Source organism: Arthrobacter sp. UYNi723 (assembly GCF_054057635.1).
In genome coordinates this window covers 1-18432 of the sequence record NZ_JBSRZM010000045.1, presented here as the reverse complement: position 1 = coordinate 18432, position 18432 = coordinate 1, and the positions used below count along the sequence as shown (strand labels likewise).

General features: G+C 64.7%; 16 protein-coding genes and 1 riboswitch. Of the genes, 5 read left to right on the top strand and 11 right to left on the bottom strand.

Annotated features, from left to right (window positions below; genetic code table 11):
* Window positions 1-109: 109 nt before the first annotated feature.
* The 5 genes from ACVWY0_RS21290 to gcvP form a co-directional block, all read right to left on the bottom strand.
* Window positions 110-1507 (bottom strand): L-serine ammonia-lyase, encoded by a 1398-nt coding sequence (locus tag ACVWY0_RS21290; protein WP_485838458.1) that lies wholly within the window; start codon window positions 1505-1507, stop codon window positions 110-112.
* A 70-nt stretch (window positions 1508-1577) separates the two neighbouring features.
* Window positions 1578-2888, bottom strand: a complete 1311-nt coding sequence (gene glyA, locus ACVWY0_RS21285) for a serine hydroxymethyltransferase (protein ID WP_485838457.1) — start codon at window positions 2886-2888, stop codon at window positions 1578-1580.
* Entirely contained in the window at window positions 2885-3268 is a 384-nt protein-coding gene (gene gcvH / locus ACVWY0_RS21280; protein WP_058931449.1) for a glycine cleavage system protein GcvH, read from the bottom strand. Before gcvH ends, glyA begins: the two co-directional genes overlap by 4 nt.
* A gap of 165 nt (window positions 3269-3433) precedes the next feature.
* Window positions 3434-4546 carry a glycine cleavage system aminomethyltransferase GcvT gene (gene gcvT / locus ACVWY0_RS21275; RefSeq protein ID WP_485838456.1) on the bottom strand — a complete coding sequence of 371 codons (1113 nt, stop codon included), beginning with the start codon at window positions 4544-4546 and terminating at the stop codon, window positions 3434-3436.
* Between the two features lie 94 nt (window positions 4547-4640).
* Complete coding sequence (gene gcvP / locus ACVWY0_RS21270) at window positions 4641-7493, bottom strand: aminomethyl-transferring glycine dehydrogenase (RefSeq protein ID WP_485838455.1); 2853 nt, start codon at window positions 7491-7493, stop codon at window positions 4641-4643.
* Between the two features lie 161 nt (window positions 7494-7654).
* Window positions 7655-7752: riboswitch (glycine riboswitch) on the bottom strand.
* Window positions 7753-7810: 58 nt separating this feature from the next.
* Here gcvP and ACVWY0_RS21265 point away from each other — a divergent pair.
* On the top strand, window positions 7811-8188 hold the full coding sequence (locus tag ACVWY0_RS21265) for a DM13 domain-containing protein (protein ID WP_485838454.1): 378 nt from the start codon (window positions 7811-7813) through the stop codon (window positions 8186-8188).
* 316 nt (window positions 8189-8504) lie between these two features.
* Here ACVWY0_RS21265 and merA read toward each other — a convergent pair whose 3' ends face one another.
* Window positions 8505-9950: a mercury(II) reductase gene (gene merA, locus ACVWY0_RS21260; protein ID WP_485838453.1), complete on the bottom strand. Its 1446-nt coding sequence runs from the start codon at window positions 9948-9950 to the stop codon at window positions 8505-8507.
* A 172-nt stretch (window positions 9951-10122) separates the two neighbouring features.
* Between merA and ACVWY0_RS21255 the strand changes: the two genes are divergently transcribed.
* Window positions 10123-10512 carry a heavy metal-responsive transcriptional regulator gene (locus ACVWY0_RS21255; protein WP_485838460.1) on the top strand — a complete coding sequence of 130 codons (390 nt, stop codon included), beginning with the start codon at window positions 10123-10125 and terminating at the stop codon, window positions 10510-10512.
* A gap of 463 nt (window positions 10513-10975) precedes the next feature.
* On the opposite strand, the gene ACVWY0_RS21250 is transcribed toward ACVWY0_RS21255, so the two are convergent.
* From ACVWY0_RS21250 to ACVWY0_RS21230, 5 genes are all read right to left on the bottom strand, one after another.
* On the bottom strand, window positions 10976-11743 hold the full coding sequence (locus tag ACVWY0_RS21250) for an amino acid ABC transporter ATP-binding protein (protein WP_485838459.1): 768 nt from the start codon (window positions 11741-11743) through the stop codon (window positions 10976-10978).
* Window positions 11744-11760: 17 nt separating this feature from the next.
* Complete coding sequence (locus ACVWY0_RS21245; RefSeq protein WP_485838452.1) at window positions 11761-12726, bottom strand: amino acid ABC transporter permease; 966 nt, start codon at window positions 12724-12726, stop codon at window positions 11761-11763.
* Window positions 12723-13514: an ABC transporter substrate-binding protein gene (locus tag ACVWY0_RS21240; RefSeq protein ID WP_485838451.1), complete on the bottom strand. Its 792-nt coding sequence runs from the start codon at window positions 13512-13514 to the stop codon at window positions 12723-12725. The genes ACVWY0_RS21245 and ACVWY0_RS21240 overlap by 4 nt, the downstream gene beginning before the upstream one ends.
* A gap of 274 nt (window positions 13515-13788) precedes the next feature.
* Window positions 13789-14520: an SDR family NAD(P)-dependent oxidoreductase gene (locus ACVWY0_RS21235; RefSeq protein ID WP_485838450.1), complete on the bottom strand. Its 732-nt coding sequence runs from the start codon at window positions 14518-14520 to the stop codon at window positions 13789-13791.
* A complete protein-coding gene (locus ACVWY0_RS21230) occupies window positions 14517-15923 on the bottom strand; it encodes a DUF6421 family protein (protein ID WP_485838449.1) in 1407 nt (468 codons plus the stop codon). Before ACVWY0_RS21230 ends, ACVWY0_RS21235 begins: the two co-directional genes overlap by 4 nt.
* A gap of 232 nt (window positions 15924-16155) precedes the next feature.
* Here ACVWY0_RS21230 and ACVWY0_RS21225 point away from each other — a divergent pair, with 232 nt between their 5' ends.
* From ACVWY0_RS21225 to ACVWY0_RS21215, 3 genes are all read left to right on the top strand, one after another.
* The gene (locus ACVWY0_RS21225) at window positions 16156-17385 is read left to right on the top strand and encodes an MFS transporter (RefSeq protein WP_485838448.1); all 1230 of its coding nucleotides are present in this window, start codon (window positions 16156-16158) and stop codon (window positions 17383-17385) included.
* A gap of 4 nt (window positions 17386-17389) precedes the next feature.
* Window positions 17390-17749 (top strand): ArsR/SmtB family transcription factor, encoded by a 360-nt coding sequence (locus tag ACVWY0_RS21220; protein WP_160673899.1) that lies wholly within the window; start codon window positions 17390-17392, stop codon window positions 17747-17749.
* A 202-nt stretch (window positions 17750-17951) separates the two neighbouring features.
* Window positions 17952-18266, top strand: a complete 315-nt coding sequence (locus ACVWY0_RS21215) for a heavy-metal-associated domain-containing protein (RefSeq protein WP_485838447.1) — start codon at window positions 17952-17954, stop codon at window positions 18264-18266.
* The last annotated feature ends 166 nt before the right edge of the window (window positions 18267-18432 follow it).

The following is an 18432-nucleotide window of genomic DNA, read 5'->3' as shown; positions in this document are numbered from 1 at the left end:
CTTGGCCTTGATCCACTCCGGCTTCCGCTCCACAGGTACTGCAGAGTTGCGCTGCTCAACGCGCAGCAGCTTCCGGCCTTCTGGTGCCAGTGTCATCAGTTCTCTTCCCTTAGCATTCCACGACGTTGACGGCGAGGCCGCCCATGGCTGTTTCCTTGTATTTGGAGCTCATGTCCCTGCCGGTCTCGCGCATGGTCACGATCACTTCGTCCAGGGACACGCGGTGCGTCCCGTCGCCCCAGAGCGCCATCTTCGCGGCGTTGATGGCCTTCGCCGCCGCGATCGCGTTGCGTTCGATGCACGGCACCTGGACCAGCCCGCCGATCGGATCGCAGGTCAGGCCCAGGTTGTGTTCCATCGCGATCTCCGCAGCGTTTTCCACCTGCTGGGGTGTGCCGCCCATGACCTCGGCGAGGGCGCCGGCCGCCATCGACGACGCCGACCCCACCTCGCCCTGGCAGCCCACCTCGGCACCCGAAATGGATGCCTGTTCCTTGTACAGCACCCCGATGGCACCGGCCGTGAGCAGGAACTTGACCACAACGTCGTCGCGGTCTTCCTGCGTGGCCTTGTCCATCCCGGGTGCGAAATGCAGTGCGTAGTACAGGACTGCCGGGATGATCCCCGCAGCACCGTTGGTGGGTGCCGTGACAACCCGGCCGCCGGACGCATTCTCCTCGTTCACTGCCAGGGCGATGAGGTTCACCCATTCCTGCCAGTACTTCGCGTCCCGGTCCTTGTCCTCCTTCTCCAGCCGCTCATGCCAGTCCGGAGCACGACGGCGGACCTTCAGCCCGCCGGGCAGCAGCCCCTCACGCTTGAGGCTGGTTGCCACACACTCCTCCATCACGGAGTAGATGTGCAGCAGGCCCTCGCGGATTTCCGCCTCCGACCGGGAGGCAAGCTCATTCACGAACATGACCTCGCCGATCGACAGGCCCTTGGACTGGCACCGGCCCAGCAACTCCGCTGCGGTGCGGAACGGGAGCGGCAGTTCCTTCTTGGACTCGTCGAGTTCCTTCAGCGCCGCGTCCTCTTCACCCTCTCGGACAATGAAGCCGCCGCCGACGGAGAAGAACGTGGCCTTGTGGAGGACTTCGCCTGCCTCGTCAGTGACCGTGAACGTCATGCCGTTGGTGTGCCGCGGCAGGACAGTCAACGGGCGCAGGACCATGTCCTTGACGCCGTACGGCAGGGGGACGGAACCGGCGAGCTGGAGGGTGCCGGTTTCGGCGATCGCGGCGAGCCGCTCCTCCACCTCGGCCGGCAGGATCTTTTCGGGGTGGAAACCCTCCAGGCCCAGCAGGATGGCCGTCATGGTGCCGTGGCCGTGGCCCGTCGCCGCCAGCGACCCGTAGAGGTCCACCCTCAGCCCCGCCACCCTGTCCAGGCTGCCGGAGCCCTTAAGCTCCTCGGCGAACACCGCGGCAGCGCGCATCGGCCCCACAGTGTGAGAGCTCGACGGCCCGATCCCGACGGAGAACAAATCAAAGACTCCAACGGCCATGTGCGTTTCCTAACTAAGTATTGGTAATGCGGTTCCCGGTGGTTGAGCCTGTCGAAACCGGGCGGGTGGGTTAGACCCCGGGGTACAGCGGGTGCGCGGCGGCGAGTGCCTCCACCCGGTGACGCAGGCCGGAAAGATCCGCGTCGGCGTCGGCAATCAATGCCTCGGCGATGATGTCCGCAACTTCACGGAAGGCTGCCACGCCGAAACCACGGGTGGCCAGCGCGGGGGTGCCGATCCGGAGGCCGGAGGTGACCATCGGAGGGCGCGGGTCGAACGGCACGGCGTTGCGGTTGACGGTGATGTCAATTGCTGCGAGGCGGTCCTCGGCCTGCTGGCCGTCCAACTCGCAGTCGCGCAGGTCAACCAGGACCAGGTGCACGTCAGTGCCGCCGGAGATCACGTTGATGCCCTTGGCGGTGACGTCCGGCTGGACCAGGCGGTCGGCCAGGATGCTGGCGCCGGCGAGGACGCGCTCCTGGCGTTCCTTGAACTCCGGCGTTGCCGCGATCTTGAAGGCCACGGCCTTGCCGGCGATGACGTGCTCCAGCGGGCCGCCCTGCTGTCCGGGGAAGACAGCCGAGTTGATCTTCTTGGCGATCGCGGCGTCGTTGGAGAGGATGATGCCGCCGCGCGGACCGGCGAGGGTCTTGTGCGTGGTGGACGTGGTGACGTGGGCGTGCGGCACCGGGCTCGGGTGCAGGCCAGCTGCCACCAGACCGGCGAAGTGCGCCATGTCCACCATCAGGAAGGCACCCACCAGGTCGGCGATCCGGCGGAATTCGGCGAAGTCCAGCTGGCGGGCGTAGGCCGACCAGCCGGCGACGATCAGCTGCGGCTTGTGCTCCAGCGCCAGGCGCTCCACCTCGGCCATGTCAATGGTATGGGTGTCTTCGCGGACCTGGTACGGGACCACGTTGTAGAGCTTGCCGGAGAAGTTGATCTTCATGCCGTGCGTCAGGTGGCCGCCGTGGGCCAGGTTCAGGCCCATGATGGTATCGCCCGGCTTGATCAGCGCGTGCATGACCGAGGCGTTGGCCTGGGCGCCGGAGTGCGGCTGCACGTTGGCGAACTCGGCACCGAACAGGGCCTTGACGCGGTCGATGGCCAGCTGCTCGATGACGTCCACGTGCTCGCAGCCACCGTAGTAGCGCTTGCCCGGGTAGCCCTCGGCGTACTTGTTGGTCAGGACCGAGCCCTGCGCCTGCATCACGGCAACAGCCGTGTGGTTCTCGGAGGCGATCATTTCCAGGCCATTACGCTGGCGGCGCAGTTCGTCGTCGATCTTGACGGCGATCTCCGGGTCCAGCACCGACAGGTCGGTGTCCAGGCTCGCGGAGACTACCTGCTCGAAGACTGCGGTTTCAGCGGCCGTGCTCACAGCTCGCCACCGTTTACTTCGGCGTATTCCTGGGCGGACAGCAGCGGACCCTCTGACTCAACGGTGACCTTGAACAGCCAGCCGGCACCGTACGGATCGGAGTTGATCAGTGCGGGATCGCCGACGGCGTCTTCGTTGATTTCCGTGACCTCGCCCGTCACCGGGGAGTAAAGGTCAGAAACGGACTTGGTGGACTCGATCTCGCCGCAGGTCTCCCCTGCGGTCACAGTGGAGCCAACCTCGGGCAGGTCCACGTAGACGATGTCGCCCAGGGCCTCAGCGGCAACAGCGGACACGCCAACAACGGACGGCCCAGAGCCATCAAAGGCAATCCACTCGTGCTCGGCGGAGTACTTCAGTTCAGCGGCAACCTTAGCCATGTGAATCAATCCTTACGTTTCGTGTTCAAAAGTGAGAGAGCGTCCGCCCAAACACCGCAACAAGTGAGAGAGCGTTCAGGGGTGTCGGGGCTGGCATCCGGCAGCCCCGGTGATCGAGCCTGTCGAGATCCAGGGGTTTCGACAGGCTCAACCACCGCACTGTGGTTACTTTTGGCGCTTGTAGAACGGCAGGGCGACAACCTCGAAAGACTCTGCCTTGCCGCGCAGATCGATGTCCAGGGCGGTGCCAATCTCGGCGTGCTCGACGTCGACATAGGCCATCGCCACCGGGTAGCCGAGGGTAGGGCTGGGCTGGCCGGAGGTGACTTCGCCAACCACGGCGCCGTCCTTGAGCACCGGGTAGTGCCCGCGGCCGGCGCGACGGCCCAGTCCCTTCAAGCCAACCAGCTTACGCTTTGATCCGGCTTCCTTGGCAGTTTCCAGGGCGGAGCGGCCCACGAAGTCGCCTTCCTTGCTCTTGAGCGCCACAACGCCACCCAGGCCGGCGTCGAACGGTGACCGTTCGAGCGACAGTTCGTTGCCGTACAGCGGCATGCCGGCTTCGAGGCGGAGCGAATCGCGTGAGGCGAGGCCGCACGGAACAATGCCGAACTCAGCCCCGGCTTCGGCGACGGACGCCCACAGGGAGGCGGCGCCGTCGTTCGCTACGAAGAGCTCGAAGCCGTCCTCGCCCGTGTACCCGGTGCGGGCCAGGATGACGCTGTGGCCGGCAACGGTGAGCTCGTTGAACGCGTAGTACTTCAGGTCGGTGACCAGCGCATGCTGGGCAGCATCGGTCAGCTTGAGCAGGATGGCCTCGGCCTTGGGGCCCTGGACCGCGATCAGCGAGGTGATGGCGGAGTCGTCCTCCACCTTCACGTTGAAAGCCACGGCGCGTTCGGCCAGGGCGACGGCGACGGTGGGTGCGTTGCCCGCGTTGGGGACCACGAGGTACTTCTCGTCGCCGAAACGGTAGACAATGAGGTCATCGATGATGCCGCCGTCGGCGTTGCAGATGAGTGAGTACTTGGCTTTCCCGTCCGCGATGGCGGAGAGCTTGCCCACGAGTGCGTAGTCCAGGAACGCGCCGGCTTCCAGGCCGGAGACCCAGACTTCGCCCATGTGGGAGAGGTCGAACAGGCCGGCAGCGTTGCGCACCGCGTGGTGCTCGGCCAGCTCGGAGCTGTACTTCAGGGGCATCTGCCAGCCACCGAAATCGGTGAAGGAAGCGCCGAGTTTCTTGTGCTCTTCGTAGAGAGCGGTGTAGTTCTCAGTCATTGTGAAAGCCTTTCATACCTACAGGAGATCGAGCCCCGGTGGTCGAGCTTGTAAAGATCCAGGGGTTTCGACAAGCTCAACCACCGGGAGGAAACTAGTTCGCGAATTCTTCGATGGGCGGGCAAGAGCAGATCAGGTTGCGGTCCCCGCCGGCGCCGTCGATGCGGCCGACGGGCGGGAAGTACTTGTCCTGCTTGAGGTGGTGGACCGGGAAGGCGGCCTGCTCACGCGGGTACTCGCGGGTCCAGTCGGAGGTGACGACGGCGGACGCGGTGTGGGGTGCGTGGCGCAGCGGGCTGTTCTCCACGGTGAAGTCGCCGTTGGCCACCTGGTCGATTTCCTTCCGGATGGTGATCATCGCGTCGATGAACCGGTCGATCTCCACCAGATCCTCGGACTCGGTGGGCTCCACCATCAGCGTGCCCGCAACCGGGAACGCCAGGGTGGGGGCATGGAAACCGTAGTCGATCAGGCGCTTGGCCACATCCTCGGCCGTGACGCCGGTCCTGGCCGTCAGATCACGCAGGTCCAGGATGCACTCATGCGCCACCAGACCGCCCTCACCCGTGTAAAGGACCGGGAAGTACTCGTTCAGCCGGGCCGCGACGTAGTTCGCCGCCAGCAGCGCCGACTTCGTGGCCTCGGTCAGGCCCTCGGCACCCATCAGCTTCACATAGGCCCAGGAGATCGGCAGGACGCCGGCGGAGCCGTAGTTGGACGCCGAGATGGCCACGCCGTGGCCCGCTTCGTGGGCTGCCTTGTTGGCATCACCCGGCATAAACGGCGCGAGGTGGGCCTTGGCTGCGACCGGGCCAACACCGGGTCCGCCGCCGCCGTGCGGGATGCAGAAGGTCTTGTGCAGGTTCAGGTGCGAGACGTCGCCGCCGAACTTGCCCGGCTGTGCCAGGCCCACGAGGGCGTTCAGGTTGGCGCCGTCCACGTACACCTGGCCGCCGGCAGCGTGCACGGCGTCGCAGATTTCGGTGACGTCGGCGTCGTAGACGCCGTGGGTGGAGGGGTAGGTGATCATGATCGCCGAGAGGACGTCCTTGTTGGCCTCGATCTTGGCGTTCAGGTCCGCGTGGTCGATGCTGCCGTCCGCCGCGGTGGCGACCACAACGACCTTCATGCCGGCCAGGACGGCGGAGGCGGCGTTGGTGCCGTGGGCCGAAGCCGGGATCAGGCAGACCGTGCGCTGGTCATCGCCGCGGGACAGGTGGTAGCCGCGGATCGCCAGCAGGCCCGCAAGCTCACCCTGCGATCCGGCGTTCGGCTGCAGGGACACCTGGTCGTAACCGGTGATTTCCGCGAGGTCAGCTTCCAGCCCGCTGATCAGTTCACGCCAGCCCACGGTCTGGGAGTCCGGGGCGAACGGGTGGATGGAGGCGAACTCCGGCCAGGAAATGGCCTCCATCTCGGCCGTGGCGTTCAGCTTCATGGTGCAGGAACCAAGCGGAATCATGGTGCGGTCCAGCGCCAGATCCCGATCCGAAAGCCTGCGGATGTAACGCAGCAGCTGGGTCTCGGAACGGTGCGTGTTGAACACGGGGTGCTGCAGGTACTCGGACGTGCGGAGCACCGAGTCGGGCAGTTCAAAGCCCTTCGCGTCCACAACCGGACCGGCGCCGAAGGCGACGGCGATGGCGGAGAGGACATCCGTCGTCGTGGTTTCATCGGCTGAGACGCCGATGGTGTCCTCGTCGATGTGGCGCAGGTTGATGCCGCGCGCTTCGGCGGCGGCGATGACCTTGGCGGCCTTGCCCGGGACGCGGACCGTGACGGTGTCGAAGAAGGTCTCGGTGACCAGGTCGCGGCCGGCGACCTTCAGCGTGGTTGCCAGGGTGCGGGCGTTGTGGTGGACCTTCTCGGCGATGGCCTTGAGGCCGTCGGGGCCGTGGTAGACGGCGTAGAACGAGGAGACGATGGCCAGCAGCGCCTGCGCGGTGCAGATGTTGGACGTGGCCTTCTCGCGGCGGATGTGCTGCTCACGGGTCTGCAGCGCCAGACGGTACGCGGGAGTCCCGGCGTCGTCCTTGGACACTCCGACGAGGCGGCCGGGCATGGACCGCTCCAGGCCCTTTGCCACTGCCATGTACGCGGCGTGCGGGCCGCCGAAGAACAGCGGCACACCGAAGCGCTGGGTGGAGCCGACGGCGATGTCCGCGCCCTGCTCCCCGGGAGGGGTGATCAGCGTCAGCGCCAGCAGGTCGGCGGCAACGGTCACGAGCGCGCCGCGCTCCTTGGCAGCCGCGATCACTGCGGCGTGGTTAAAGACCCGGCCGGACACGCCCGGCTGCTGCAGCACGATGCCGTTGATGACACCGTCGGGCAGGCCCTTCGACAGGTCAGCGACCTCCACCTCGAACCCGAGGGCCTCGGCGCGGCCCTTAACGATCGCGATGGTCTGCGGCAGGCAGTCAGCATCCAGGACGGTCTTGCCGTCCCGGGCCTCCTTGTTCTTGTTGGCCCGGCGCATCATGAGGACGGCCTCAGCGACGGCCGTGGCTTCGTCCAGCAGCGACGCGTTCGCGATGGGCAGGCCCACCAGGTCCTGGACCATGGTCTGGAAGTTCAGCAAAGCCTCAAGCCGGCCCTGCGAAATCTCCGGCTGGTACGGGGTGTACGCGGTGTACCAGGCCGGGGCTTCGAGGATGTTCCGGCGGATGACCGCGGGCGTCACGGTGTCGTAGTAACCCTGGCCGATCATCTGGACAGCCGTCTTGTTCTTCGCCGCGAGCTTCCGCAGCGCGGCAAGGACCTCGACCTCGCTGAGGGCGTCCTTAAGTGCCAGCGGCTTGGCCTGGCGGATGGAGTCGGGGACGGCAACGTCCACGAGGCCGTCAACGCTGTCATAGCCAACGGCCTTGAGCATGGTGTCAATATCGGCCTGGCGGCGCGCACCAATATGCCGATCGGCAAAGGTGGAAGGGGACGACTGGATGGTCATGAAGGAACTCCATAATTCAGGTGGCGCGCTGGGTACGCCACATTGATTCGGGTTCCTCCCCGCTCTGTATCGGACCTGAGAGTTTCCGCACCCACCTGCTTGCCGCAGGGTGACGCTTGCACCGTCGGTGAGCCCGTTGCCGGACTACTTTCCAGAGTTGCCTAACCGCGGCGGTACGTGGGCCTGAGAGATTCCCGGAGAGGATTTGCTCCTACGGCGCCTGCTGAACGTACCGGCAGGACTCTCCCGCCGCAGATCAAAAGCATGTGCCATTTTGTCCGTGACACGTCTCACAGATTAGCCGGATTCTGGATCGTGTGCAAGATTTCCGCCGGCTCCGGCGTCACATCACCATCGATTGCTCCGTAACGGCCCTTTTGAGGAGCCATAAGGGCCGTTACGGAGCAATCCTCGAGCTCCCCGACGGGAGACGGGTCCTCCGGTTCGAAGGCCTTGATACTTCCGATGGCCCGGACCTTCGGGTATGGCTCAGCGACGCCCCAGTGATTGAGGGAACGGCCGGTTGGCATGTCTTCGACGACGGGGCATACCTGGACCTGGGCTTACTCAAAGCCAACAAGGGCGATCAGAACTACGAGATCCCGCCCGGGACGGTGCTGGGCGACTACAGCTCGGTCAGTATTTGGTGTGCGCGATTCGCCGTCTCCTTCGCCGCCGCAGAGCTGAAGATATAAGCATCCTTCCGGCAAGAAGGGCAACGCCACGCCTGAAGAATCACCCAGCTCACCGATCCCGACGCGACCGGGTCAGGTGAAGTTATCCCAGGCCGGCAATCCCTCCGCAATCACTGTTCACCGTCCAGAACGCAGCCGCGCTCAGGACGATGGCCCGAAACACGGCATGATCACCGCCAACTGCATCGGTGAGCCTCGCGGGATGCGTAGCAAATGATGAAGGCACCTGTGAACAAATGAGTTGCGTAAGTGCGGAATTCAAGGCCGGGTCAAACCAACGCGCGCCGAAGTCCACGTTCCCGGCTGGCACAAGCGATCAGGCGGCGCAGCACGAGAGTTTGGAGACGTCGGTGGTGAACGACTGCGCGGTGATTTTGATGCCTTCGGCCATGGTCAGGTAGGGGCTCCAGAGATTCGCGACCTGCTCGACGGTCATGGCGGCCTCAAGGATGTAGACCCCGGCGGCGGCGATGTCCCCGGCTTCCTTGCCGACCGCGGTGATGCCGAGTATCCGTCCGGTATCGGCATCGGCGACCATCTTGATGAAGCCCCGGGTGTCACGGTTCACCAGGGCGCGGGGGACGTATTGCAGGGGCAGGACCCGACAGGTGCACCTGATGCCTGCCTGGCTGGCTTCCATGTCGGTCATCCCCACGGCTGCCAGGGCGGGGCCGGTGAACGTGACCCTGGGTAGGTTCCGGTAGTCCACCTCACGGCCGGCATGGTTGAACGCGTTCTCCACCATCAGCGTTCCGTGGGCGGCCGCGACGTATACGAACTCACGGTGGCCAGTCACGTCACCGGCGGCCCAGATCCTGGGGTTGGTGCTACGAAGCGTGGCCTGAACCAGGATCTGGCCACGGTCCCCTGTTGCGACGCCGACGGCGTCCAGGTTAAGTGCCTCCGTGACCGGGCGCCGCCCTGTCGCGATGAGCAGCCGGGCGGCACGGAACTCCTCCTGTCCTCCGGACACGGCAACGGTCGCGACGGCGTCCCCGCTGGCCGGATCGATGCGGACGGAGGACACGGCGGCTCTGGGGACGACCCGGATTCCCTCATCAGCGAAAACCCCCATCAGGGCGTGGGCGGCTTCGGGTTCCTCGGCCGAGGCCAGCCTGGAGCGGACCAGCATGGTCACTTTCGTTCCCAGCCGGGCGAAGAGCTGGGCCTGTTCCAGCGCCACGTACCCGCCGCCGAGAACCAGCATGGATGCGGGCACCTCGTCCAGTTCCATAGCACTGGTGGAGGTCAGGTACTCCACGTCCGCCAGCCCCTGGACCGGCGGGATCCAGGGGGCTGAGCCGGTCGCCACCAGATAGTGTTCGGCGCTCACCGTCGTGCCGGCACCATCGGGGGCGGTGATCGCCAGGACAGGCTCGGACGGAGTGCCGGCGAACACGGCCGTGCCGTGGCGGACCTCCCAGCCGTATTCGGCGGCCAGATCCACGTACTTTTCCGCCCGCATGGTCTCGACCAGGGACCGCTTGGCCTCGACGAGCTGGGCCATCTCCACCGGGGCGGCGGAGGTGCTGATGCCCGTGAAGCGCCCGGACGCGTCCAAGGCCACGTGTCGGGCCTCCGCCGCAGCCAGCAGAGCCTTGGAAGGAATGCACCCCGTGTTCACACATGTCCCGCCCACGGTGTCGCGTTCGACCATCAACACCCGCTTGCCCAGGTTCGTGGCCCGTATCGCCGCGGCGAACGCCCCGCCCCCGGAGCCGATGATGGCCAGATCATACTCAAAAACCGATGCCCCGGTCATGAACCCTCCCTTTGTTCTGACGCCGGCAGTCCGCGTGATACCCGGCACTGCCCCGGCGACTTTTCGCCCCCCACCCTCAGCTGAGGGCAGATGCCTGCCTCTCATTCTCAACCTTCCCCTACACTGTAATGTCAAGCCAGCAGGTTCGCGGCTCCACAGATAGAGGTTCATGATGCGCATAGGCGAGGCAGCGGCAGCGGCCGGCGTGACGGCGAAGACCCTGCGTTTCTATGAAGAAAGCGGGCTGCTGCCTGCGGCAAAGCGCTCCAGCAACGGATACCGGGCTTACAACCAGGAATCCGTGACAAGGCTTGATTTCATCCGCCGCGGGCGCGCAGCAGGACTGGCACTGGCGCAGATACGGGAGATTCTGGCCCTCCGCGACGCCGGAGAGACTCCGTGCACCCACGTCCAGGGTCTGCTCACCCGGCAACTGGCCGACCTTGATAACCAGATTGCCGAGCTGATGGCGCTCCGTTCCGCCGTCGCCGGGCTCCACGCCACCGTCGCAGCCAGGACCTCCGCGGGCTGCGATCCCGATCGCATCTGCAGCTACCTCTGAGAACCACCTCCACCGCCTGTCTGCCGGCCGGGACCTGCAGTAGTTCGGCCAGACGCGGTTACGCCCCGGGGATTCTTCGCTTTGGGTCACCTGCAGTGAGACAAAATCATGAAATCTGTGTCACTACAGTTGACCCAACCCGCGAGATTTCGGGGTTTTCGTGGTTCCAGCCGCCCCAGCCGTCTTTGTTCCGCGGGTGGGCGCGGGTTGCTGCCCAGCCCGCCTCGCGGACCGCGCATACTCACAGAAGGTGGCCGACGTAGACGGAGCCTCCCCGTCGGAGACGACGTTGTTCCAGAGGCTTCAGGCTAATCCGATCGTTGCCTTCGCACCGTGGAACACGTCACCGGCGACGCCATCCCAACTGTCGAGACGTGGCTCGAGTGACCCGGCCGTAGACACCAATGCCGGTCCGGGCATGATCAGCTTCGCACATCACGCCCGGACCGCCTGGGTTGAGCCGTCAGAGAACCTTGGAGAGGAACTCCTGGGTGCGGGCCTGCTGCGGATTGGCGATGATGTCACGCGGGTTGCCGCTTTCGACGACGACGCCGCCGTCCATGAACGTCAGGGTGTCTCCGACCTCGCGCGCGAAGCCGATCTCGTGGGTCACCACGATCATGGTCATGCCGGACTTGGCCAGGTCTTTCATCACGCTGAGCACTTCGCCCACGAGTTCCGGGTCCAGGGCAGAGGTCGGCTCGTCGAAGAGCATCAGTTCAGGTTCCATCGCCAATGCACGGGCGATGGCCACGCGCTGCTGCTGGCCGCCCGAGAGCTGCGCGGGATAATGGTTGGCATGGTTGCCGAGACCGACACGGTCCAGAAGCTCCATCGCGCGTGATCTGGCCTTCACCTTGGATTGCCGCTTGACCTGGGTGGGCGCCTCGATGATGTTCTGCAGCGCCGTACGGTGCGGGAAGAGGTTGAAGCGCTGGAAGACCATGCCGATCTCCCTGCGCTGGGCGGCGATCTCTTTGATGGTCAGGTCATGCAGGCGGCCGCGGGACTCGCGGTAGCCGATCAGTTCTTCGCGGACGTGGATCCGGCCGGCGCTGATGGTTTCCAGCATGTTGATGCAGCGCAGCAACGTGGACTTCCCCGACCCGGACGGGCCGATCAGCACGGAAACCTCGCCCTGCCGGACCGCCATGTCGATCCCGCGGAGCACATGGTGCTCTCCGAAGTACTTGTGGACCCCGTCAATCCGGACGAGGGTCTCCTTCGTCATGAGGTCGTTGGTGATGGTCACGGTAGCTCATCCTCTATTTTGGGTGCTTTGGCTGCGGCGGCCGCAGGGGTCGGCTTGACCGGGGCAGGGACGATGTTGTCCACGCCCTTTCCGAAGTGGCGCTCAACGTAGTACTGGCCCACCATCAGGATGCTGGTGATCACGAGGTACCAGAGGGCGGCCACGATCAGCAAAGGAATGGGCAAGTAGCTGCGGTTGGCGATGCCGTTGGTTGCGAATGTCAGGTCCAGGGTGAATGGCACCGCGAGCACCAGCGAGGTGGTCTTGAGCATCCCGATGGTCTCATTGCCGGTGGGTGGCACGATGACGCGCATGGCCTGGGGCAGAATGATCCGCCACATGATTTTGGACTTGCGCATCCCCAGGGCCTCGGCGGCTTCCATCTGGCCGGAGTCGACGGACTTCAGGCCGGCGCGGAAAATTTCGGCCAGATAGGCTGACTCGTTCAGCCCCAGTCCCAGGATTGCTGCCATGAAGGCGGTGATCACGTCCTGGGTGCTGAAGCTGAACAGTTCCGGTCCGAACGGAATCCCCAGGGCGATCTTGGGATAAAGAACGGAAATGAGGCCCCAGAACACCAGCTGGGTGTAGACCGGTGTGCCGCGGAAGAACCAGACCCAGGTCCAGCTCACGCCGCGGAACAGGGGATTATCTGACTGGCGCATGAAGGCCAGGAGAATGGCCAGCACGATGGCGATCACCATCGAGAGGACTGTCAGCAGCAGCGTCCAGCCGATGCCCTGGATGACGAGCACGTCCATGAAATAGGTGCCGACGATGTCCCAGCGGAAATTGGTATTGGTGACCAGGCTCTGGCCCAGCAGCGCGGCGAACAGCAGGATGAGGACGGCGCCGGCCCAGCGGCCGGGATGGCGGACCGGAACGGCGTCGATCAGTTCCGGTTTCCGGTGCGCGGCACCGGTCCTGCGGTCGCTGGTATCGGTGGGTGCGAGGGTACTCAATTGCCTACCGCCGGGTTCACTTCAGACTTCGTGACGGCGCCCTTGGTGTTGCTCCATGTGTCCAGGATTTTCCCGTAGGTCCCGTCGCTGATGAGTTTGTTCATGACGTTTTTCATGAGCTCGGACAGGGCGGTGTCGCTCTTGGCGACCGCGATTCCTTGCGGTGCCGCAGCGTAAACATCGCCAAGGGCCTCCAGCTTGCCGCCGGTCTGCGAGAGGGCATAGCCGATGATGGGGGAATCGGCGGCCATGGCGTCGATGCTGCCGTTCACCAGACGGGTGGTCACATCTGTCTGCGTTTTCAAAGTGACAACGTTGACGCCCGGTTTTCCGGCATCCGTGCATGCCTTGGACCGGCCGGAGACGTCGGGGTCCTCTTGGGTGGTGCCGGTCTGCACCCCCACGATTTTGCCGCAGATGTCATCGACGCTGAAATTCTTCGGGTTGCCCTTCTGGACGGCCCACAACGTGCCGGCATTGAAGTAGCTGACCATGTTGACGGCCTTCAGACGCTCCGCGTTGATTGTGAAGGAGGAGATTCCCAGATCGTACTTGGCACCGAGAGCGGGCAGGATTCCTGTGAATTCCGACGTCTGGACCCTGACCTTCAGGCCGAGGGTCGCACCGATGGCCTTGGCGAAATCCACGTTGTAGCCCACCGGGGTCTGGCCATCGGCGCCGCCCAGGGATTCGGCAGGTGCGTACGTTGTGTCGGCGCCCACCGTGAGGGTGCCCTTGCTCCTGATGGCCTCAGGGACGCTCGCGGCGAGGGCATCGTCCCTGGCCACAGAGGCGGGATCAAAGCCAGTGGAACCCGGGGCAGCTCCCCCCGAGGTCTGTGATGCATTGGTGCAACCGGTCAGAGAAAGAAGGCCGATGGCGAGACTCGCCAGCGCCTTTGTCCTCTTGGACGGAGAAAACGACATTGTTTACCTCTTGGTTGGTGTGGCCCATGAATGGGATTGTTTTCTGACCGCCTGCACGCCGGTCTGCGTGCAGGCGCGCCTGTACTGGCGCTTGGTCGATCTCCCTACCTGCTTCGGGGTCGGGATAGGTGAAAGATCAGACCAGGGGTAGGCGGGAACCGTTGAGTTCGGCAGCGGACCCGCTGAACAGGGCGGCCGAAGCGGCTCCGAGATCCTTCACATGGGTGAATCCCGGGAATTTCCGGTCGGGCTGGGCAGCCTTCATCTTGTCGTCGACGAGGGCCTTGACCACGAACACGACGGCAGCTGACCGCTGCGGTTGCTGGTCGTTCGTGCTGCCGGATTGTGAGCTGCGGAAGCCGTCGGCCACCGCCAGCGTCCATGCCTCGGAAGCGGCCTTGATCGCTGCGTAGGCGGCACCACCTGCTGAGGGATTGGCAGCTGCCTGGGCAGACACGATGGCCAGCCGGCCCGCCGGGGACTTTTCAAGGTCGTCGTAGAAGGCGCGGCTGGTGTTTCGCAGTGTCGTCAGGACGCTCGTGTGCAGAAAGTCCCAGTCGGAGTCCTCCTGCCCCGGTATGCCGTCGCCGCCGCGCCAGCCGCCCACCAGGTGGATCAGGCCATCGAGGGGTCCAAGGTCCCGGCGGACCGAGGACGCCAGTTCCCGGACGGCCGCGGGTTCTGCGAGGTTGCAGGTGTAGCCGGTGACGTTGGGCCAGGACTGTGCGAGGTTTTGCACGCGTTCAGTGTCCAGGTCCACGGCGGCGACGCGGAATCCGGCGCCACTGAGGGCCGATACGACGGCGGTCCCGGCCTCGCTGGTGGAGCCGGCCACCATGACGGTCCTGGGTCCGTCGGGAGCCATCATGCCGCGTCCTTGCGGCTGTTGCCGCCGTTGGGCTCACCGGTAATTCCGGCCGTGGATTCGATGACGTTTCTCATCTTTTTCTCCAGTGCTTCGTAGAACATTGAAAGTGGGAACTCGTCATCAAGCACCTGGTCGGTCAGGCCCCGAGGAGGGCCGTCAAGGGCCAGCGCCTCGGGCCCCTTGGCCCAGAGGGATGCGGGGTTCGGGGTGACTGTGGCGCTGATGAATTCATAAGCCGCAAGCCAGTGAGCGGTTTTCGGGCGATCAATTGAACGCCAGTACAGCTCCTCGATCCGCTTCCCGAGTTCGATAACTACCTCGGGCGCTTCCGACCAGTCGATGGACAGTTTCGAGTCCGTCCAATGAAGCACCTTGTGCTGGTGCATCCAGGCGAAAAGGAGCTGACCGCCAAGGCCGTCGTAATTACGGACCCGGTTTCCTGTCATCGCGAACCGGAAAATCCGGTCGAAGATGACGGCATACTGGACGAGTTTCGCGTGGTTTCGCGCCTCCGGCGGCGCGTTCTCATCCCTCTCGATACGGACGGATTCACGGAATGCCGCCAGATCGCACCGCAGCTCTTCCAGGGTGTAGAGAAAGTACGGCATCCTCTGCTTGATCATGAACGGATCAAACGGCAGATCCCCGCGCATGTGCGTCCTGTCATGGATCAGATCCCACATCACGAAGGTTTCCATGGCCAGCTGCGGGTCTTCAAGCAGCCGCCGCGCTCCGTCGGGGAGAGTGAGGGACGTGATGTCGCTGGCTGCGGCCACCACCTTCCGGAACCGCTCAGCCTCGCGATCCGCGAAAATACCACCCCAGGTGAACTGCGGGGTTTCACGGACGGCTACGCTCTCAGGAAACAACACCGCCGAGTTCGTGTCATAGCCTGGTGTGAAGTCGATGAAGCGGATGGGTACGAACAGCTGGTTCGAATACTCTGCACCTTCGAGTTCAGCGATGAACTCCGGCCACACTACTTCGAACAGCACGGCCTCCACGAAGCGGTTCGGGCTGCCGTTCTGCGTATACATAGGGAAGACCACCAGATGCGGCAGTCCGTCGATTCGGTGCTGCTGTGGCTGGAATGCGAGCAGAGAATCCAGGAAGTCCGGGACCCCGAACGAGGAGGCAGCCCACCGCTCGAAGTCAACTTCGAGCCGGGCCAGATACTCCGCATCGTGCGGGAACGAAGGGGCCAAATCCCTGAGTGAAGCCGTGATCGTGGCGACCTCGTACAGGGCGCGGTCATGGTCCCCCGGATCAGGTATTGAGCCGTCCTTCACCTGGATCTGCTGCAGTTCTCCGGCGGCCCGTTTCAGCTCGGTCCAGGACGAGTTTGAGGCAAGCAGGGCCCCTATTGAGGAGCGGGATACGTTTTGTGCTTTTGTTGCAGTCATTGCTACGGCGTCCTTCCTTCTCTGTGACCCGCGTAACACTAGTGAACAGAAAGACATCTTTATCTAAAAACAGGGGCACAGTAAGCAAGTCTTAGTCTAGATTCGGGAAATAGAGCTGGTGACCAAGAGTTTCCTGTGCCCCCGCTCGAGGTTGGCCCTGCACGGCACTGGGGTTTAGCCGTCTACAATAGGTGCATAGGTACGCACATATTGTTTCGATTGGGGGGTCCTCATGATCGAAGTCCTGGCCGTCCGCGCCTACCGGAGGCTCTTCTCAGCCCAGATTGTTGCGCTGCTGGGGACCGGTTTGCTGACGGTGGCCCTCGGACTGCTGGCGTTCGACCTTGCAGGAGCGCAGGCCGGGGCCGTGCTCGGAACGGCACTGACCATAAAGATGCTGGCCTACGTCTTCGTCGCGCCAGTCATGGCGGCACTGGTGGAAAAGCTGCCAAAAAAGCCGGTCCTGGTGGCCGCGGACCTGGCCCGTGGAGCCATCGCGCTGATGCTGCCCGCGGTGGATCAGGCCTGGCAAATCTACGTGCTGGTCTTTGTCCTTCAGAGCGCCTCGGCTACGTTCACGCCCGCCTTCCAGTCCCTGATCCCGGTGGTGCTGCCCGACGAACGGCAGTACACGCGGGCACTGTCACTCTCCCGCCTCGCGTATGACCTGGAATCCCTGATCAGCCCGGCCCTGGCCGCCGCACTCCTGTCCGTCCTTTCGTTCCACGAACTTTTCCTCGGCACCGTTACAGGCTTTATGTTCTCTGCGGGACTGGTGGTGACCACCAGCCTGCCTGCAGCACCGGCAGCCCGCCAGGAAGGATCGCTCTGGCGGCGAACCACCCTCGGGGCACGGATCTTTGCGAAGACGCCGGAACTGCGCGGCCTCCTCGCATTGAATCTGGCCGTGGCCGCCGCAACAGCCTTGGTGCTGGTCAACACGGTGGTCTATGCCCGGGATCTGTTCGCAGGATCCAACGCCGACGTCGCCATCGCCCTGGCCTGTTACGGCGCCGGCTCGATGGCTGCAGCACTCAGCGCACCCAGGGCGCTGGACCGAATCGCGGACCGTTCATTGATGATGTCCGGAGCCGCGCTTCTTGGCCTTGGCCTCGCCGGCACGTTTGTCCTGCTGGCCACTGCCGGGCCGTGGCCCATCCTGCTGGGGCTCTGGGTTGCACTGGGGGCGGGGACCTCGATGATCAGCACCCCGTCGGCCCGGCTGCTGCGCCGCTCCGCGACGGAAAGCACCAGGTCCTACATCTTCACCGCCCAGTTCTCCCTGTCCCACGCGTGCTTCATCATCACCTACCCGGTAGCCGGCTGGATCGGCGCCTTCGCCGGCCAGCCCGCGGCCGCCGCAGTCCTGGCGGTGGTGGCTATGATCAGTACAGCAGCGGCCCTGAAATTCTGGCCGGCTGCCTCCAGGACCGGCTCAGAACCGGCCAGCAGGAAGGGGTGATCCGGTGGCAGAGGCCCAAGCCGTCAACACACCGAGCCTTCACCACCCCAGGCTCCCCGATGCCCGCCGGCTGGATGCCGCGACGGCCACGTTCCGGATGCTCTCCGATCCCACCCGCCTGCACGTGCTCTGGCTCCTGACCCAGGAACCGGCGGACGTCACCACCCTGGTGGAACGCACCGGCGCCTCCCGGACCTCCGTCAGCCAGCACCTGGCCAAGCTCCGGTTCAGCGGCCTCGTCAGCACGCAAAAAGTCAGTCGCCGGGTGGTCTACAGCATCGCGGACGGCCACCTTGCCCGGCTTGTCCTGGAAGGCCTGAATCACGCCGACCACACCGTGACCGGGGAACCCAGCCACGGCTGACCGTCCTGGCGGTAAGGCGAGCGCACGGCCGCCCGCTCCCCCAAAGCTGTGGGCATCGGCACATTGCAAAATATACCCCATGGGGGTATTCTCAGGGGTGTTGCCAGTGAAGTGGTTTGTCCAGGCCCGCGCAATTCCGGCCCTTACAGCCGTTCAACCCCAGCACCTCATCACACCTCTCTTGCAAAAGGACAGAACTGATATGCGTGCACCCCAGGTCCGGACCGAACTGCCCATCGTTGCAGCTGAAACTGCAGGGTGCAGTTGCTGCTCCACCCCTTCAGCGAAGCAGCCGTCACCCCAGGCAGAAGGGACGGACTACTCCGTCACCGGCCTGACGTGCGGGCACTGCGTCCAGACCGTTGAAAAGGCAGTCACCGCGCTCGACGGCGTGACATCAGCCGCCGTCGAGCTCGTCGCCGGCGGGACCTCACGCCTGAGCGTCTCGGGGCCGCACACGGTGGCATCCGTCCGCGACGCCGTCGCCGCCGCCGGGTACAGCCTCACCAGCAGGTAGTCCAACTCCCACCCTGAGGACAGCCCTGGCGGCCTCCTTTGGGAAGACTTCCCCACACAGGAGGGGCAACAATGGAAAACCACAACAATCACGACGGCGGCGTGGACCACGCCGGCCACCAGGCCCCACGGCCCGTACCGGGCCAGGCGACGGCGGTGGCAAGTCC

Bases quoted from the DNA above. Each gene is read 5' to 3' on its own strand.
- ACVWY0_RS21215 (WP_485838447.1), top strand. From the start codon at position 17,952: ATGCGTGCACCCCAGGTCCGGACCGAACTGCCCATCGTTGCAGCTGAA.
- ACVWY0_RS21255 (WP_485838460.1), top strand. From the start codon at position 10,123: ATGCGCATAGGCGAGGCAGCGGCAGCGGCCGGCGTGACGGCGAAGACC.
- ACVWY0_RS21235 (WP_485838450.1), bottom strand. From the start codon at position 14,520: ATGATGGCTCCCGACGGACCCAGGACCGTCATGGTGGCCGGCTCCACC.
- gcvT (WP_485838456.1), bottom strand. From the start codon at position 4,546: ATGACTGAGAACTACACCGCTCTCTACGAAGAGCACAAGAAACTCGGC.
- ACVWY0_RS21225 (WP_485838448.1), top strand. From the start codon at position 16,156: ATGATCGAAGTCCTGGCCGTCCGCGCCTACCGGAGGCTCTTCTCAGCC.
- ACVWY0_RS21250 (WP_485838459.1), bottom strand. From the start codon at position 11,743: ATGACGAAGGAGACCCTCGTCCGGATTGACGGGGTCCACAAGTACTTC.
- ACVWY0_RS21230 (WP_485838449.1), bottom strand. From the start codon at position 15,923: ATGACTGCAACAAAAGCACAAAACGTATCCCGCTCCTCAATAGGGGCC.
- ACVWY0_RS21290 (WP_485838458.1), bottom strand. From the start codon at position 1,507: ATGGCCGTTGGAGTCTTTGATTTGTTCTCCGTCGGGATCGGGCCGTCG.
- merA (WP_485838453.1), bottom strand. From the start codon at position 9,950: ATGACCGGGGCATCGGTTTTTGAGTATGATCTGGCCATCATCGGCTCC.
- gcvH (WP_058931449.1), bottom strand. From the start codon at position 3,268: ATGGCTAAGGTTGCCGCTGAACTGAAGTACTCCGCCGAGCACGAGTGG.
- gcvP (WP_485838455.1), bottom strand. From the start codon at position 7,493: ATGACCATCCAGTCGTCCCCTTCCACCTTTGCCGATCGGCATATTGGT.